Source organism: Streptomyces sp. NPDC127197, from assembly GCF_042672405.1.
In the GTDB taxonomy this organism is placed as follows: domain Bacteria; phylum Actinomycetota; class Actinomycetes; order Streptomycetales; family Streptomycetaceae; genus Streptomyces; species Streptomyces flavusporus.
The window spans coordinates 1-15,502 of record NZ_JBHXVG010000075.1 but is presented as its reverse complement, the minus strand read 5'-3'; the positions used below and the strand labels follow the sequence as shown (position 1 = coordinate 15,502).

Sequence of the window (15,502 nt, the reverse complement as noted above, 5' to 3'; positions counted from 1 at the left end):
GCGTACTCCTCCAACGGCCCCGGCGCGGGCGGACACGGACGGCGAGCGGTCATCTCCAGCCTCCAGCACGGCAATTGACTCCTGCCACCGGCCTAAGACCAACCCGACCTGTCGTCAACCCGCACCACCACCGGATTTAACGAACTACCGGTAACCTCTCAAAGTCCTGCACCAGACCTGTTTGCCCTGCGCTAGCGTCCCTCCCATCCATGCGATCACGGGGGCGTTGGCGCATGCACGCACGATTCCAGGCCATCCGACGCTGGTGGGACGACACCCCCGGCCCCGTCCGCTGGGTCGCCTATGTCTGCCTACCCCTCGGTGCCGTCACCCTCGTCCTCGGTGTTTACGGAGACGGTCACCATTGGTGGGATAACCGTAGCTTCCTCACAAACCTCGTCTCCAGCGTCACGAGTCTTCTCTTCGGCGTCCCGACCGCGCTGTTCGTCCTCAGCAGCCTCGGCGACGCCCAGACCCAAGCTCGTGAACGTCGTAGACTCCGCACGGCTGTCAAGCCCGAGATCCGACAGTTCGAGTCCCTGATCACCCGGCGGTTCAACGTCAGCAGCGCCAGTGAACTGCAGCAGCGATGTCACGGACTCCTGCGCGACTACATCCAGGCAAGGGGGCGCGATGAAGACATCGGGCCTTACACCCAGCGCTGGGAAGAATTGGTCTTGCGTAGAGACGAGCAGGGACAGGCGCTCAGAATGGAAGAGCAAGAGCGGTTCCACGGCGCCTGGCTCCGGGAGGTCCAGGCCCAGTGGGAGTTCCTCGACAATGACCTGCGCCCTCGCGCCCTTGAAGCCGGCACCGAATGGGTTCCAGCAGTGTGGTCTCGCCACGTGCGTGAATATCTCACCAACTTGGCCGATCCGGACCGATCCGCCAGCCTCATCGAGCACTGCGAAGGAGTGGAACAGCTGGTAGTTGTCGTGCACCGTCTGAATGAGCTGTACATGTAGCCGGGGGACCACGGACTCGACACACCCGCGCCGCTCACTAGCCCTCGGTGTCTCTCATGGCACCGATGGCCGGAGAGGACTCACCCAGGCATTGTCCCGAAGATCGCCCTGCGCCGGGACGACGCACCAGCATTCGAAAGGACCCCTGAGTGATCGGGCACGGAGATTCGGGGTCGCCTCCTCCACGGGTGGGTTCAACGGCATCCGTCTCGATCGGGCTGGGGCGGGCATGCGCATTCGGACAGGTCCCATACAGACCCTGGTGAGGGGAAGCTTCCTCCCAGAGACTTGACGGTCTCAAGCCGTCAAGAAAGGGAAGGACGGGACATCGTGAAACCCAGACGCGCATTCATCGGAACCGTCGCTACTGCTGCCCTCACCGTCAGCCTCACAGCCATACCCGCCGCCCAGGCTGCGCCCGCCGCAGACTGCAACTTGGGCACGCCGATCAACGGCAACTACGACGACATCGACACCACCGTAGACTCAACACCCGCCCGGACAGGCCCGTACCAAGCCTGCCGTCAGGTCGCGACCATACCGGCGAACAGCAGCCTCTACGTGTCGTGCTACGTGACCAACAGCTACGGGAACACCTGGTCCTACGAGTGGCTCCGCGGCTTCTGGATCTACGATGCACACTTCTTGGACGGCGGGGCCGGTACTCGCTGCGTGTTCTAACGACCTCGTGCAGGGTTGGCCGTGGCACGGTGAGGGCTGCGGTGCTGACGCTGTTCATGCTCGAAAGCCGGGAGAACCGAGAAGGTAGCCAACGGCGAGTACGGCCGCCGCGGTGGCGAGAACGCTGGTCATGGTCGGCTCCCTTCAGGACCAGCGCATGCCGAGCGCGGTGAGCGTGTCCTTCAGGTCGTCGGGCTGGCTGGCCTGCCGTGCGCGCACGTTGTTGATCCAGGCGCCGAGCCCGACGGCGGTTCCGTCGGCGGGCTCGCGGTGGGAGCGGGGGACGTCGAGGTGTCCTTCCCGGGCGTGGAACTGGCGGGCGGCCGCGAGGTTCAGCTCGCGCTGCTCGGCGCGGCTGACCTTGCGCGGGGCCGGGGCGGGCGTGAAGCCGAGCATGCCGGTGAGCATCCACTGCTGGGTCACGGTCAGCTTGCTGAAGGCGCGGGCTTGAGCAGCCAGCCACTTGCCGATGTCCGCGCGGTCGACGATGAGTTCGTCGGCCTTCGCGGGGAGGGTGCCGCTGGTCTGTACGTGGTGCCAGGCGAGGCGGAAGTGGCGCTGCCAGTCGATGGGCCAGGGCGGGCACCAGCCCGGCCAAGCCTAAGGTATGACCTGACGCACGTAATATCATGACCGTAGGCGATTTCACCGGCCCGCGAGTCCTGACCGATGGTTCAGGACCGGCGGCGGGCGCCGGGTCCCAGCCGGGCGGTGACTTCCCCGGGGGTGAGGGCGGAGTGGTCCGCGGAGCACTCGACGACGACGCGGACCGGAGCGTCGCAGTCGGTGTGGCGAACGTCCAGTACCGGGCCCTCGGGGCCGAGGGCGTACGCCTCGCCCCACTGACTCAGCGCCATCAGGACGGGCCACAGGTCCCAGCCCTTGCGGGTTAGCCGGTACTCGTTACGGGAGCGGCTGCCCGCTTCCTGGTAGGGAACGGTCTTCAGGACACCGGACGAGACCAGTTTGCGGAGGCGATCGCTGAGGACGGCTTCCGACAGGCCGATGTGGCGGTGGAAGTCGTCGAAGCGGCGGACTCCGTTGACGGCGTCACGCAGGATCAGCAGCGTCCATTTCTCTCCGATCACGTCGAGCGTGCGCTGGACGGGGCAGTTCTCTGTGCTCGCCTCAAGCCACTCCATCCCGCCATCGTAGGGGCCTGGCTTCGTCATTGACAGTCAGGTGAGCTCGCAACTAGCTTCATTTCTAAAAGTCAGATGGGAAGGCGCTCGGTCGTGGGACGAACACGTACGTATCAATGGGAAGATCCCGCGATCCTGGCGGAAGCCGCCGGGCGCATGGCAGGCATCGATTTCCTGCGCGAGCTGCAGGCGGGGCGACTGCCGGGGCCGCCCATCAATTACTCCATCGACTTCACCCTGGACGAGGTGGAACCCGGCAGGGCGGTCTTCTCGCTGACGCCGGGGGAAGAGCACTACAACCCGATCGGCAGCGTGCACGGCGGCATCTTCGCCACCCTGCTCGATTCGGCTGCGGGTTGCGCCGTTCAGTCCACCTTGCCGCAGGGCGTGGCGTACACCTCGCTGGACTTGACGGTGAAGTTCCTTCGGCGGATCACCGTGGACACGGGCACGGTGCGGGCGATCGGCACGGTTGTCAGCAAGGGGCGTCAAACCGCCCTCGCCCAGGCTCAGTTGTTCGACGGGACGGACCGGCTGCTCGCCCATGCCACCAGTAGTTGCATGCTCTTCCCGGTGCCTTCCTCTCAAGGGTGACCCTCAACGGCGACCGGTGAATCGAGCCTTGCCCCACATGCACCGATGCCTCACCCCTCTTCCGCCTCCTCCCCCTAACTGTTTGACCTGCGCAGGGTGATCTTTGTGCGGCGATGCCGGACTCCCTCGACCGCGGTGCAGAACGCCGGAGTGCGAGGTGAAACGGCTGTGGCGCGCGTCGGCGGCGGCCCGTAGCTCCTCGGGTCGCCGGGCCGCCGTGCGCCATAGCGGTGTTGAGGCGCCTGGGGTTCGGTGTTCCCTCGGGCGCAGGGTCATGCGCGATGTTCACCGCTGCTCTGGAGGCGATCTCCTGGGCAGCAGCAGTTCGTCGTCGAAGGAGTCTGCCGTTTGACGGCGGACGAACTGTGCGAGTCCCAGCGGGCTTCCGCGGGCCCACCGCGGGACCAGGAGCATGGAGCGCAGGCCCGAGGCGCCCGGGGTGGGCTCATGGCCCGCCGACATCGCCAGCCGGACATCGTCGGCGGTGACGCGCAGCCGGAGGGGCTGTCCAGTGGCCCGTACGCGAGCCGGCTCCGAGCCTTCCGGATAGGTGTGTGTCTGCCCTGCGTCGGGTGCCGGGTCCGGACAGCCGTCCGAGGCCGCCTGGGCGGTCCGGCGGAGCGTCGCAGGACTGTCCACCGCGTGCGAGGTGATCGGCACCGACGTCCGTCGGTGTGGAACGTGCTCCCCGTGGCTCATGTCCTGGGGCAGCCATTCACGGCGTGTGATCGGCGCGGCGGAGAACCGGGCGCAGGGTTTCGATGACGCCGGGGTCGTCCACTGTGGAGGGGATGGGTTCGTCGTGGCCGTCGGCGATGCCGCGCATCGTCTTGCGCAGGATCTTGCCCGAGCGGGTCTTGGGCAGGGCTGCCACGACCGCGACGTCCTTGAGGGAGGCGACGGCGCCGATGCGCTCGCGTACGAGCTGGACGAGTTCGGCCTCGACCTCGGTCGCGTCGCGGCTGATGCCGGCTTTCAGGACGACGAAGCCGCGCGGGATCTGGCCCTTGAGTTCGTCGGCTACGCCGATGACGGCACATTCGGCGACGTCGGGATGGGCGGCCAGGGCCTCCTCCATGCTGCCGGTGGACAGTCGGTGTCCGGCGACGTTGATGACGTCGTCGGTGCGGCCCATGACGTACACGTAGCCGTCGTCGTCGATGTGGCCGCTGTCGCCGGTGAGGTAGTAGCCGTCGTAGGCGGAGAGGTAGGAGGCGATGTAGCGGTCGTCGTCGTTCCAGAGGGTGGGCAGTGCGCCGGGCGGCAGGGGAAGCTTCACCACGATCGCGCCGTCGACGCCCGCGGGTACGGGCTCGCCCGAGGGGTCGAGGACACGGACGTCCCAGCCCGGGAGCGGACGGGTGGGGGAGCCGGGTTTGAGGGGAGCGGTTTCGATGCCGACCGGGTTGGCGACGATGGGCCAGCCGGTCTCGGTCTGCCACCAGTGGTCGATCACCGGGATGCCCAGGAGAGCGCTCGCCCAGTGGTAGGTCTCGGGGTCGAGGCGCTCGCCGGCGAGGAAGAGGTGGCGCAGGCCGGTCAGGTCGTAGTCGGCGGTGAGCGTTCCCTTCGGGTCCTCCTTGCGGATGGCCCGGAAGGCGGTGGGGGCGGTGAACATGGTCTTGGCCCGGTGCTCGGCGGCCACGCGCCAGAACTGGCCTGCGTCCGGTGTGCCGACCGGCTTGCCCTCGTACAGGATGGTCGTGGCGCCGGCCAGCAGGGGCGCGTAGACGATGTACGAGTGCCCGACGACCCAGCCGATGTCGGAGCCCGTGAACATGGTCTCGCCGGGGCCCACGTCGTAGACGGCGCCCATCGACCAGTGCAGGGCGACCGCGTAGCCGCCGCAGTCGCGGACGACTCCCTTGGGTTTTCCGGTCGTTCCGGACGTGTAGAGGATGTAGAGGGGATCGGTGGCGGGGACGGGAACGCAGTCGGCCGGGGATGCGACGGCGACCAGATCAGTCCAGTCGAGATCGTCGGGCTCCAACTCGGCCGGTTCCTGCGGGCGTTGCAGGATCACACTCTTCTGCGGTTTGTGGACCGCGAGTTCGATCGCCCGGTCGAGCAGGGGCTTGTACGCGATCACACGCTTGCCCTCGATGCCGCACGAGGCGGAGACCACGACCTTGGGGGCCGCGTCGTCGATGCGCAGGGCGAGTTCGCGCGGGGCGAACCCGCCGAAGACGACCGAGTGCACCGCGCCGATCCGTGCGCAGGCCAGCATCGCGACGACAGCCTCGGGGACCATCGGCATGTAGATCACCACTCGGTCGCCGTGCCCCACGCCGAGCCCCGCCAGAGCTCCGGCGAAGGCCGCCACCTCGTCTCTCAACTGCGCGTAGGTGTAGGTGCGCCGGGTGTCGGTCACGGGTGAGTCGTAGACGAGTGCGGGCTGTTCACCCCGGCCGGCCTCGACGTGCCGGTCGAGTGCGTTGAAACAGACGTTGAGCTGTCCGTCGGGAAACCAGCGGTAGAAGGGCGCGCCCGAGGAGTCCAGGGCGCGGTGCGGAGCGACATGCCAGTCGATGCCTTCCGCCGCCTTCAGCCAGAAGCGCTCCGGGTCCTCGGTACTGGCGTGGAAGACATCCTCGTACGTTCCCATCGCGCACTCCTTTGTGGCATCGGGACGGTGGTGTGGTTGCGTGCGGAACGGTGTCGGACACACGTACCGTATGCCGGTCGGCGTGGTCGAGCAGGATGCCGGTGACCGGTGGACCGGTCACCGGCATTGCGGTGGTGCGGCGGACAAGCGGGCAGACCCGGCGTCAGGCGGGGCTTTCGCTCACGCGCCGAGGTGCTTGCGGAGCCACTGGCCCATCTGCCCGATGGCCTGGTCCACCTCGGGTACGCGTCCGGCGCCCAGGACGAACGAATGCTGCCCTTCGGGCATCGCGTGGGTCTCGGTGGTGACCTTGAAGTCCGCGAGGCGGCGGCCGAGCTGCGCACCGTCGTCGGCGAGGGTCTCGTACTCACCGTAGTAGACGAGCGTGGGCGGCAGGCCGGTCAGGTCGGCGTTCACGAGGCTGATCTGCGGGTCGGTGAAGTCCACGGCGGGGTCCTGCAGCCAGGCTCCCCGGAAGAGCTCCAGCGTGCCCCGGCTGAGCATCTTGTCGTTCGTCTCGTTGGCGTCCACTGCCGGGTTCTGGAGCGTGAGGTCGGTCCAGGGGGAGACGCTGACGATCGCGCTGGGCGTGGCCTCGCCCTTGGCGAGCAGGCGCAGCGGCAGCATCACCGCCAGGGTGCCGCCGATCGAGTGGCCGGTGCTGCCGATGTTCTGCGGCTCGTAGCCCTGCGCGAGCAGCCACCGGTAGGCGGTCTCGGCGTCGTCGAGCTGCGCCGGATAGGGGTGTTCGGGTGCCAGGCGGAAGTCCACGACCAGCGAGTGGGCGCCGGCCGCCTTCGCGATGTGTCCCGCGGCCTTGCGGTCGGAGTGCATGGAGGCCGTGACAGACCCACCGAAGTGGAAGTGCAGCAGCGCGCGGTCGGGATCGGCACCCTCGGGGATGGCCCACAGGGCGGGGACGCCGCCCGCGTCCACTTCGGCGTAGGTGACGCCTTCCGGCTCGGTCGACGCCTTGTGGTTCGAGTCGACGATGTCACGGATGACGGCCAGGTCGAGGCCCGGTGTCGACGACTTCGCGCTCACACTCGCGAGGAACTCCGCGAACTCGTGTGCCTCTGGGCTTACTCCCATGGAGGTGCTCCTTCTCGGGCGGGTGCCGTGCCGGGTTCCTCTGCGGCAGCCGGGTCGATGTGCCGGCCATGACGCTATTGGCTGAGTATAGAAAAGTAAACTCAGATGCGGTGAGATCACCCTCATAGATGCGAGGAAGCCCTTCGGAGCATCGGAGATGGGCTGGCGGCTGCTGGAGGGAACGCCGATGACGAGAGCAAGATCGAAACCGGACGGGCGCAGGGCGAGCTGCCGTGTCGCGGTGATGAGTTCGACCTGGAGCCTGGGGTACCGGCGGCGAACCCGTCCAGGGCGGAGGTGGCGAAGACGGTGCCGAAGTCCCGCCGTGGCCGCCGGTAAGCTCGTCGAGCCGCTCCGCGCCTTGTGCAAGGATCTTGAGGTGCCTGGTGCCTACCCCTCAAGCCCGCGGCGTCGACAGCGAGTTAAGGAACGTGATGGCCACGACAGCCAGGTCCGCCGGGGGACGAGAAGACGAGCCATGACTGATACCGCTGCGGTCGAGATTCTCGCCGACGTCCACCGGGGCGTCGGCCGCATCCTGCTGAACCGGCCCAGGGCGCTCAACGCCCTGACCACAGACATGGTCTCCGCCATCGACCGTGCGCTCGCCTCATGGGAGCACGCACCGCTGTCCGCTGTGGTGCTCGCCAGTACCAGCACGAAGGCGTTCTGCGCCGGTGGGGACATCCGGACGATCCGTGAGCACAGCCTCGCTGGCGATGTCGAGGCCAGTGAGCGGTTCTTCGCCTCCGAGTACCGGCTCAACGCCCGGATCGCCGAGTATTCCGTGCCGGTCGTGTCGCTCATCGACGGCCTGTGCATGGGCGGCGGTCTGGGGCTGTCGGTCCACGGTGGCTTCCGTGTCGTCACCGAACGCGCGGTGCTGGCGATGCCCGAGACCGGGATCGGGTTCTTCCCGGACATCGGGGCGAGCTACTTTCTGCCGAGGCTGCCCGGCGCGATCGGCATGCACCTGGGACTGACCGGGCAGAGGATCGACGCGGCCGATGCCTTGTACACGGGGCTGGCCACGCATTTCGTTCCCGCGGACCTGCTGGACACGGTGGGGGACGCCCTGGCCGGACAGCCCCGATGAGCCGGTGGACGTCGTCCTGAACCGTCTCGCCGGCCGTTCCCCGGTGGCGGAGAGCAGGTTGGCGGAGGTTCGCGGGGACGTGGACTGGGCTTTCGGCGCGTCGACCCTCGGCGAGATCGAGAAACGCCTGCGTCACCTCGACACCCCTTGGGCGGCAGCCGCGTTGGGCGCCCTGGAGTCCGCCTCGCCGCAGAGCCTGGAGATCACCCACGCCCTGCTGGCCCGAGGCAGACAGCGCACGTTGCGCGAGTGCCTCGACGCCGAACTCGCCCTCACGCGCACGACCATCCACACGCCGGACTTCCTGGAGGGCGTCCGTGCCGCCCTGGTCGACAAGGACCGCACTCCCACCTGGCAACGTGCGTCGCTCGGCGGACGGACGCTGCCGTCCTGAGCATGTCCGCCGTGAGCAGGACATCGCCTTGCGCGAGGGGGGCAGGAGGGCCGCGCGTCAACGAAACGGGAACGCATGGCCCCCGCAGACTGCCGCGGCAGATGTTCGACGGGGCCGGGAGCCATGCGGCAGCCATACTGTCCATGACAGCCGGTTTGCCGCTGATGCGAGCGGTCTGACCGCGTCCGTACAGAGCCGGATCTCATCGACCACAGCGACAGCGCGCCACCGTTGTCGCGGTTGCGCGCGTTCTGGACCGAGTGGTGGCGAGGAACGATCTACCGGGGTTTGGGGCGGCAGGGCACACTTTGCGCGGGCATCTAAAGCCGCGCGCCGCGCTGTGCCGCGGGCATACGGCATGCCGAATGGCACCGAACCCCTACAACTGCAGCTCTCCGCGACATAGTTGCTACTTGGACCGCCAACGGGGTCGTCCTCTGATGACCGTGCCGGAACGGAGGGGCTGATGCCGGCCGCGTCTCAGTCGTTGCCGGGAACCATTGAGACCACGACCTTGCCGGCCTTGGTGCGGCCCTGCTCGACGTGCGCCATCGCCTCGAGTGTCTGGTCGAAGGGGAAGGTGCTGTCGATGACCGGGCGGAGCTTCCCGCTGTCGTAGAGGGCGCTGAGTTTGCGCAACTGGGAGCCGTTGGCCTCCATGAAGAAGAACTCGTAGCGCCCGCCCAGCGCCTTGGCCCGCTTGCGGATCTTGCGGCTGAGGGTGTTCATGACCAGGCCCAGGATGGAGGGGGCGCCGAGCTGCTTGGCGAAACCGGCGTCAGGTGGGCCGACGACACTGATGGCCAGGCCGCCGGGCTTCAGCACAGTCAGCGACTTCTCGAGGTTCGCCCCGCCCACGGAGTCCAGCACCAGGTCGTAGCCGGAGAGCACCTTTGAGAAGTCTTCCTTGGTGTAGTCGACGACGAGGTCGGCGCCGAGGTTCTTGACCAGCTCCTCGGTCTCGGTGTTCGTGGTTGTCGCCACCGTGGCGCCGAGGTGCTTGGCGAGCTGGATGACCGTTGACCCGAGGCCGCCGGCTCCGGCGTGGATAAGCACCTTCTGCCCCGGCTTCACGTGCGCCCGCTCGACGAGGATCTGCCAGGCGGCCAGGGCCACCAGCGGCACTGCGGCTGCCTCTTGGAGGGTGAGGGAGGCGGGTTTGGGTGCGACGTCGTCCGCGTCGATCGCGATGAATTCCGCGAAGCCTCCGATCCGCAGGTCGCGCGGCCGGGCGTAGACCTCGTCGCCGACCTCGAAGCCGTGTACGGCGGAACCGACCCGCGTCACGACGCCGGCCACGTCGTGGCCGAGCACGAACGGGCGCTTGTACTTCAGAAGCTGCTTGAACTCCCCGTTGCGGACCATCTTGTCCAGCGGGTTGATACTGGCGGCGCTCACTCTGACCAGGACGTCACGGTCCCCGACGGTGGGCTCGGGTACCTCTGCGGCGCGGACGCCGTCCTTGCCGTACTTCTCGACGACGAATGCCTTCATGGCGGCCGCCTTTTCTGCGGTGTGTCTCGGTGGTCGATGTCATTCTTCGGGCAGGTCCCCCTGCGCGCCCGTTTCTCGTGTGCGGCGGGTTGATGTGCCGACCACGACGCTACTGGCTGAGTATAGGAAAGTAAACTCAGGTGAGGTTAGAATCACCCCCATGGATGCGAGGACCGAAGCTCTGCAGGATGCCGGCGTGGACCCCCGTCTCGACCGGGACACGTCGAACTGCTCGATCGCCCGAACCCTTGAGGTCGTGGGCGAGAAGTGGACGATCCTGATCCTGCGCGAGGTCTGGTACGGCTCGTCCCGTTTCAACGAGTTCGAACGCGTCCTCGGCTGTCCCCGCAACCTCCTCTCGGCGCGACTCCGAATGCTCGTGGAGGAAGGGATCCTGGCCACCGAGACTTACAAGGAGCCGGGCTCGCGAAGCCGGCCGAAGTACGTGATCACCCCCAAGGGTGTGGATCTGGTCCCGGCCGTGATGGGGCTCCTGCAGTGGGGCGACCGCTACCGCGCCGACCCGGAGGGTCCGGCCATGCTGTCCCGGCACCGTGGATGCGGCGCGCATGTCGACGCCCAGATCCGCTGCGACCGGGGCCACGCCGTACAGCCGGAAGACATCGAGAGCATCCCCGGCCCCGCCTTTCGTCTCAGGCCCGCCGAGTGAACTGAGCGCGGTGGCACCAGGAGCTCGTGACGGGCTCAGTCTGCCGTGGTGCGCTCGCTCCGTCTGGCCCGGGCCTGGTGGAGGCGGACCTTTGTGCGGTTGCCGCAGCGGGACATGGAGCACCAGCGGCGGTTGCGGGCGGGGGAGCGGTCCACGAAGCGCAGGGCGCATTCGTCCGCGCCGCAGACGCGTACCCGCCGGATCTCGGCGGACAGGAGTAGATCGACGGCGTCCTGGGCGATCAGCGCCAGAGCGGCTGAGGCATCGGTGGCGATGCTCGCGGTTCCGGCGGGCTCCAGGCGCCCGTCCGTGACGGCGATCTGCAAGGCGGGTCGAGGAGCCTCCGCTGCTGATCGGTTGAGCATGGTGATGTCGCCGGACAAGGGCAGCCGGTTGTCGGCGACCGCGAGTACGGCCCGGTCGACCGTCTCGCGCAGTCGTCGACCCGACGGCAGGACGGCGGCAGCGCCGGGGTCCGGGATGCCCGGTGTGAGCAGGCCGGCCTGCTGAAGCCAGAGAGCCAGGTCGCCCGGGTTCCGGAGAGTCTCCTCCGGCGCGGTCCGCCACCGGTAGCGGAGGGTGTTGGTGAAGTCCAGGCAGACCCGCCCGCCGTCCCAGATCCACATGTCGTCCGTTGCCACGCCTCCATTCTGCACGTTAGCTTAACCGTCTAAGACGGTTAGTCGTGCCAAGGAGGCGCATTGATGGGACAGCCGACAGTGACGACCGGAGTGACGCAGGTGGACGGGGTCCGCCTGCACTACGTCCGGGCGGGATCCGGCCCCCTGCTCGTGCTGATCCACGGCTGGCCGCAGACCTCCGACTGCTGGCGGCCGGTGCTGGCGGATCTCGCGGCCGACCGCACTGTTGTGGCGCCCGACCTGCGCGGCTACGGCCTGAGTGACAAGCCCACGGCCGGTTACGACAAGCGGCGCATGGCTGCCGACATCGCCGGTCTCGTTGAAGCGCTCGGCTTCGAGAAGGCCGCGGTCGTGGGGCACGACCGCGGCGCCCGTGTGGCGCACCGTTGGGCGCTGGATCGCCCGGAGCAGGTGGAGCGGTTGGCCGTACTCGACATCGTGCCTACCCGGGAGATGTTCCGTCGCTTGGATGCCTCCCTCGCCTCCGGGTACTGGCACTGGCTGTTCCAGATGCAACCCGACCTGCCAGAGCGCCTCGTGGGACGCGACATCCGCGGATATCTCGAGTACTTCTTCGAGCGGTGGACCTACAACCGCCACGGTCTGACATCCGAAGCAGTCGACGCCTACGTCCGAGCGTTCTCCCGTCCGGGTGCCATGCGCGCGAGTTTCGACGACTACCGTGCCATGGAGCAGGACGTCGCCCTCGACGATATCGACGCCGCCGAGGGTCGTCGTCTCACGATGCCGGTACTGGCGCTGTGGGGTTCCGTGGGGCTGCCCTCCCGCCTGCCAACGCTGGAAATCTGGCGCGAGTACGCGGACGACGTCACCGGTGCCGAGATCCCGGAGTGCGGCCATTTCATCCCGGAGGAGCAGCCGACAGCGATGCTGGCGCATCTGCGGCCTTTCCTGGCTGACGGAAGGGCTGTTTAGCGCGGGTTTCCGTCCATGAGCGCATCGGCGATCTCCTTGGAGAGCACCCACGATCAAGAGCGACGAACGGATGTGTGTGCGAAGTCGGGAGTTGATCAGGGTGGTCAGCGCTTGGGAGTGTCGGGTTCCTTGTGTGAGGTCTCGGGGAGGACGGCGATGCCGTAAGAGCTTCCTGCGCACAGGCCGATGCTTGCGCCCATGCCGAGACTGTCGCTGAGGAAGCCGACGAATGCCGGGAATGCTGGCGCGACGATGCGGCACCTCGCCGCGAAGAACATGATGTTCCTCCGGCGGCCCATGCGGTCGGCCAGGGTTCTCGACGTCAGGTACCCGAAGAACGCGGCGGTGATGAAGACCGCCAGATAGCCGCTGGTCTAGAGGACCGGCAGGCCGTGGGTGGTACGGAGGTGCGTGGGCAGGAAAGTGGTAAGCGCGTAGTAGCCGCCGTGGCTGCCCAAGCCCCTCAGGGTGCCGAGCAGAGTGACCCGCAGCAGGTCCGGCTTGAAGATCCATAGCAGTGACACCCTGCGCTTGCCGAATACCTCATCCATGCAGGTAGGAGCGGGTTTTGCGAGTGTCTGAACGCCAGGCGGGGGTGGACATCTGTATGCGCCCGCGTGGGCGCGATCACCGCGCCATGATGGGTCGTCGTGCTGCTGAGACTGGCGTACCTGGGCGTGACGAACGCATTCGCGATGCTGCGGCTCCTGCCGATGAGCGACCAGGAGAAAGATGTCGAGACCCTGGCTCTTCGCCACCAGGTCGCCGTACTCGAGCGGCAACTGACCGGGCAGCGGGTCCGATTCGACGCAAGCGACCGGGCGTTCCTCGCCGCACTGCTCCACGGCCTTCCGCGAGAGGCGCTGCGGCGAATCCGGCTGCTGGTCCGACCCGACACGGTGCCGCGCTGGCACCGCGACCTGATCGCCCGCCGCCACGCCGCCCAATCCCGGCCCAAGCGAGGCGGCCGGCCACGCCCCGTGCGCTCCATCCGAGCGCTGGTGCTGCGCCTGGCCAGGGAGAACCCGAACTGGGGCTACCGCCGCCTGCACGGCGAACTGCTCGTCCTCGGGGTGAAGGTGGCGGCGTCCACCGTCTGGGAGATCCTCAAGGACGCCGACATCGACCCAGCGCCCGAACGAGCCTCGACCACCTGGACGGCCTTCCTGCGCTCTCAGGCCGACGCACTACTGGCATGCGACTTCATCGAAACCATCACCCTGACCGGAGCACGGCTGTACGTGCTCGGGGTGATCGAGCACTCGAACCGGCGGATACGGATCCTGGGCGCGACTGCGCAGCCAACCGCCTCCTGGGTCGCCCAGGCCGCGAAAAATCTTGTCATGGACCTCGAGGACGCCGGCTGCCGGGCCCACTATTTGATCAGGAACCGGGACAGGAAGTTCTCGCAGCTGTTCGACGCTGTCCTTCAGGACGCGGGCATCGAGGTTGTCCTCAGCGGCATCCGGATGCCCCGCATGAACTCAATCATGGAACGGTGGGCGCAGACCTGCCGACGAGAACTGCTCGACCGCACACTGATCTGGGACCAGCGCCATCTCCTGTATGCCCTGCGCGAGTTCGAGACCTTCTACAACGAGCACAGGCCCCACCAGGGCCTCGCCAACGCCCGCCCTCTCCATCCTCTACCCGATCCGATCGGGGATCCAGAGCGGATCGCACGCCTCGACATACGACGACGCCCGCGACTCGGAGGCATCCTGCACGAGTACGCACATGCAGCCCGACCAGGCTGGATCAGGTATTCGGCAAGCGCAGGGTCTGCCATGCGGCCTCGTGACGGATGCGGAGCCGTTCCGCCTCCGCCGGCGGGCTCGCCACGAGGGCGTCTGCGGTTTCTTCCAGCCGCTCCAACTCACGCTCCTCGGTCTGCGTATCGCCTCAGCCTAGCCAACGCGCCACAGCCTGTCGGAGTCCGTTCCATGCGTCCGTACCGGCCGCCGCGACCACCGCCCCGCCACCGGCCGATCCCAACGCCAACAGCGTCTCGCCGAGCATCCCGTCCTCCCCGCCCTGCAGATGTCCCCCCTAGTACTCCAGTTGCACTTCGCTATCGCTGCTGGTCAGGGGCTGGTTTCTGAGCATATTCAGCTGATGTGTCGTCATGTGGTCGAAGTTCGTGACCGGCGGTGCGGCGTTTGTAGTGGCAGCGCATGGCAATCGCCTGGTGACGACGGCGCCACTGGGACCATGTCAGTATCCGATCAATGTGGCGTCGGTGGTGGCTTGTCCTGGGCCGGCAAGTCGCCAGGAGCCTGCGGATCTCTGCCAGGCTGAGCGGGACGAGGAAAGATCCGTTTCTGCGGCCCCCCTTGCGTCTTCGGCCTGGGCTGCCATGGCCGCGAGGAAGGCATGGGCGAGCATCGCGAGAGTGATGTGCCGGTACCAGCCCGGGTAGCGGCGGACTTCGTACTGGTCCAGGCCGCACTCGTTCTTCGCGCTCTGGAAACAGGACTCGATCGCCCAGCGGGAACCGGCAACCCGCACCAGCTCCGCGACACTGGTGCCGTCGGGCGCATAGGCTAGGTAGTAGGCGATCTCGTCCGGGTGGGCAATGCTGCGGAGGGCCAGTACCCACCGGTGGTGAGAAGGCTCGCCGGCGCCGAAGAAGGAAACAGCCGGGAGCTGGGCGGCCGCCCAGTCGTAGATGCGCGGGCCCTTGGCTCCGTCGCCGCAGGAGAGCCGCTCCCAGGCTTCGTCGGGGGCATCCCCGATGAGCTGGTCGATGCGCCAGCAGCCGGCGAGGGACTTGACCTGCTGCGACTTCGGGACCGCGACGACGTAGCCCAGCCCGGCCTCCTCAAGCATGCGGCGGAAGTGCCGGTCCTGGCCGTAGAGAGCGTCCGCCGTCACCCAAGCAATGGGCAGGGGTGAGGCAAGCGCCCGGGCGATAAGGCTCCGGGCAAGCTCGGTCTTGGTCGCAAAGGCCCGGGCGTCGGGCACTCCTGCCGCGCGACACCGGTCCCGGTCGGACGTCCAGGACTTCGGCAGGTACAGCTCCCAGTCCACCAAGGTCCGGCCGCGCGACGAGGCGTAGGCGGCGAACACGGCGACCTGGCAGTTCTCCGTGCGTCCTGGGGCTTGTATCTGAATAACTGTCAGAGTGGATCCGCTGGGCGATCTTCGTGGAGTGGCAGGCGGGCTTTGAGCTGTTCCAGGGTGCGGGCGGGT

Annotated in this window: 17 protein-coding genes and 1 pseudogene; 7 read left to right on the top strand and 11 right to left on the bottom strand. The window is 67.6% G+C overall.

What is annotated here, in order from left to right; genetic code table 11:
- Nucleotides 1-311 precede the first annotated feature (311 nt).
- The gene (locus ACFVJQ_RS44065) at nt 312-941 is read right to left on the bottom strand and encodes a hypothetical protein (protein WP_385791518.1); all 630 of its coding nucleotides are present in this window, start codon (nt 939-941) and stop codon (nt 312-314) included.
- A gap of 354 nt (nt 942-1,295) precedes the next feature.
- Here ACFVJQ_RS44065 and ACFVJQ_RS44060 point away from each other — a divergent pair, with 354 nt between their 5' ends.
- Nucleotides 1,296-1,646, top strand: a complete 351-nt coding sequence (locus ACFVJQ_RS44060) for a hypothetical protein (RefSeq protein ID WP_385517266.1) — start codon at nt 1,296-1,298, stop codon at nt 1,644-1,646.
- 144 nt (nt 1,647-1,790) lie between these two features.
- Here ACFVJQ_RS44060 and ACFVJQ_RS44055 read toward each other — a convergent pair whose 3' ends face one another.
- Complete coding sequence (locus tag ACFVJQ_RS44055; protein ID WP_385517265.1) at nt 1,791-2,069, bottom strand: helicase associated domain-containing protein; 279 nt, start codon at nt 2,067-2,069, stop codon at nt 1,791-1,793.
- 251 nt (nt 2,070-2,320) lie between these two features.
- Nucleotides 2,321-2,788 (bottom strand): winged helix-turn-helix transcriptional regulator, encoded by a 468-nt coding sequence (locus ACFVJQ_RS44050; RefSeq protein ID WP_385791516.1) that lies wholly within the window; start codon nt 2,786-2,788, stop codon nt 2,321-2,323.
- A gap of 93 nt (nt 2,789-2,881) precedes the next feature.
- Between ACFVJQ_RS44050 and ACFVJQ_RS44045 the strand changes: the two genes are divergently transcribed.
- Nucleotides 2,882-3,382, top strand: coding sequence for a PaaI family thioesterase (locus ACFVJQ_RS44045; protein ID WP_356774161.1), 501 nt, complete (start codon nt 2,882-2,884; stop codon nt 3,380-3,382).
- Nucleotides 3,383-3,667: 285 nt separating this feature from the next.
- Here ACFVJQ_RS44045 and ACFVJQ_RS44040 read toward each other — a convergent pair whose 3' ends face one another.
- From ACFVJQ_RS44040 to ACFVJQ_RS44030, 3 genes are all read right to left on the bottom strand, one after another.
- Nucleotides 3,668-4,042 carry a hypothetical protein gene (locus ACFVJQ_RS44040; RefSeq protein WP_385791514.1) on the bottom strand — a complete coding sequence of 125 codons (375 nt, stop codon included), beginning with the start codon at nt 4,040-4,042 and terminating at the stop codon, nt 3,668-3,670.
- A gap of 55 nt (nt 4,043-4,097) precedes the next feature.
- Nucleotides 4,098-5,987, bottom strand: coding sequence for a propionyl-CoA synthetase (locus ACFVJQ_RS44035; RefSeq protein WP_385791512.1), 1,890 nt, complete (start codon nt 5,985-5,987; stop codon nt 4,098-4,100).
- Nucleotides 5,988-6,167: 180 nt separating this feature from the next.
- A complete protein-coding gene (locus ACFVJQ_RS44030; protein ID WP_385517261.1) occupies nt 6,168-7,079 on the bottom strand; it encodes an alpha/beta hydrolase in 912 nt (303 codons plus the stop codon).
- A 478-nt stretch (nt 7,080-7,557) separates the two neighbouring features.
- On the opposite strand from ACFVJQ_RS44030, the gene ACFVJQ_RS44025 reads away from it, so the two are divergent.
- Both ACFVJQ_RS44025 and ACFVJQ_RS44020 read left to right on the top strand, forming a co-directional pair.
- Entirely contained in the window at nt 7,558-8,175 is a 618-nt protein-coding gene (locus tag ACFVJQ_RS44025; protein ID WP_385791510.1) for an enoyl-CoA hydratase/isomerase family protein, read from the top strand.
- 4 nt (nt 8,176-8,179) lie between these two features.
- A complete protein-coding gene (locus ACFVJQ_RS44020; protein WP_385791508.1) occupies nt 8,180-8,569 on the top strand; it encodes an enoyl-CoA hydratase/isomerase family protein in 390 nt (129 codons plus the stop codon).
- 480 nt (nt 8,570-9,049) lie between these two features.
- Here the strand turns inward: ACFVJQ_RS44020 and ACFVJQ_RS44015 are convergent, their stop codons facing one another.
- Nucleotides 9,050-10,063 carry an NADP-dependent oxidoreductase gene (locus ACFVJQ_RS44015; protein WP_385517258.1) on the bottom strand — a complete coding sequence of 338 codons (1,014 nt, stop codon included), beginning with the start codon at nt 10,061-10,063 and terminating at the stop codon, nt 9,050-9,052.
- A 160-nt stretch (nt 10,064-10,223) separates the two neighbouring features.
- Here ACFVJQ_RS44015 and ACFVJQ_RS44010 point away from each other — a divergent pair, with 160 nt between their 5' ends.
- The gene (locus ACFVJQ_RS44010; protein WP_385517257.1) at nt 10,224-10,733 is read left to right on the top strand and encodes a winged helix-turn-helix transcriptional regulator; all 510 of its coding nucleotides are present in this window, start codon (nt 10,224-10,226) and stop codon (nt 10,731-10,733) included.
- Between the two features lie 35 nt (nt 10,734-10,768).
- Here ACFVJQ_RS44010 and ACFVJQ_RS44005 read toward each other — a convergent pair whose 3' ends face one another.
- The gene (locus ACFVJQ_RS44005) at nt 10,769-11,374 is read right to left on the bottom strand and encodes a CGNR zinc finger domain-containing protein (protein WP_385791506.1); all 606 of its coding nucleotides are present in this window, start codon (nt 11,372-11,374) and stop codon (nt 10,769-10,771) included.
- A 63-nt stretch (nt 11,375-11,437) separates the two neighbouring features.
- On the opposite strand from ACFVJQ_RS44005, the gene ACFVJQ_RS44000 reads away from it, so the two are divergent.
- A complete protein-coding gene (locus tag ACFVJQ_RS44000; protein ID WP_385791522.1) occupies nt 11,438-12,310 on the top strand; it encodes an alpha/beta fold hydrolase in 873 nt (290 codons plus the stop codon).
- Between the two features lie 104 nt (nt 12,311-12,414).
- On the opposite strand, the gene ACFVJQ_RS43995 is transcribed toward ACFVJQ_RS44000, so the two are convergent.
- Both ACFVJQ_RS43995 and ACFVJQ_RS43990 read right to left on the bottom strand, forming a co-directional pair.
- Nucleotides 12,415-12,588, bottom strand: a complete 174-nt coding sequence (locus ACFVJQ_RS43995; protein ID WP_385791505.1) for a hypothetical protein — start codon at nt 12,586-12,588, stop codon at nt 12,415-12,417.
- Between the two features lie 96 nt (nt 12,589-12,684).
- On the bottom strand, nt 12,685-12,861 hold the full coding sequence (locus ACFVJQ_RS43990; RefSeq protein ID WP_385791503.1) for a hypothetical protein: 177 nt from the start codon (nt 12,859-12,861) through the stop codon (nt 12,685-12,687).
- A 99-nt stretch (nt 12,862-12,960) separates the two neighbouring features.
- Here ACFVJQ_RS43990 and ACFVJQ_RS43985 point away from each other — a divergent pair.
- Nucleotides 12,961-14,055 (top strand): annotated as a pseudogene (locus ACFVJQ_RS43985) (integrase core domain-containing protein); the annotation flags it as partial.
- A gap of 469 nt (nt 14,056-14,524) precedes the next feature.
- Here ACFVJQ_RS43985 and ACFVJQ_RS43980 read toward each other — a convergent pair.
- Nucleotides 14,525-15,418: an IS701 family transposase gene (locus ACFVJQ_RS43980; protein ID WP_385791520.1), complete on the bottom strand. Its 894-nt coding sequence runs from the start codon at nt 15,416-15,418 to the stop codon at nt 14,525-14,527.
- Between the last annotated feature and the right edge of the window lie 84 nt (nt 15,419-15,502).

What these genes read in the sequence shown, in the direction of transcription:
- ACFVJQ_RS44050 (WP_385791516.1), bottom strand. Translation starts at nt 2,788, where the DNA reads ATGGAGTGGCTTGAGGCGAGCACAGAGAACTGCCCCGTCCAGCGCACG.
- ACFVJQ_RS44035 (WP_385791512.1), bottom strand. Translation starts at nt 5,987, where the DNA reads ATGGGAACGTACGAGGATGTCTTCCACGCCAGTACCGAGGACCCGGAG.
- ACFVJQ_RS44030 (WP_385517261.1), bottom strand. Translation starts at nt 7,079, where the DNA reads ATGGGAGTAAGCCCAGAGGCACACGAGTTCGCGGAGTTCCTCGCGAGT.
- ACFVJQ_RS44025 (WP_385791510.1), top strand. Translation starts at nt 7,558, where the DNA reads ATGACTGATACCGCTGCGGTCGAGATTCTCGCCGACGTCCACCGGGGC.
- ACFVJQ_RS44015 (WP_385517258.1), bottom strand. Translation starts at nt 10,063, where the DNA reads ATGAAGGCATTCGTCGTCGAGAAGTACGGCAAGGACGGCGTCCGCGCC.
- ACFVJQ_RS44010 (WP_385517257.1), top strand. Translation starts at nt 10,224, where the DNA reads ATGGATGCGAGGACCGAAGCTCTGCAGGATGCCGGCGTGGACCCCCGT.
- ACFVJQ_RS44000 (WP_385791522.1), top strand. Translation starts at nt 11,438, where the DNA reads ATGGGACAGCCGACAGTGACGACCGGAGTGACGCAGGTGGACGGGGTC.
- ACFVJQ_RS43995 (WP_385791505.1), bottom strand. Translation starts at nt 12,588, where the DNA reads ATGTTCTTCGCGGCGAGGTGCCGCATCGTCGCGCCAGCATTCCCGGCA.
- ACFVJQ_RS43990 (WP_385791503.1), bottom strand. Translation starts at nt 12,861, where the DNA reads ATGGATGAGGTATTCGGCAAGCGCAGGGTGTCACTGCTATGGATCTTC.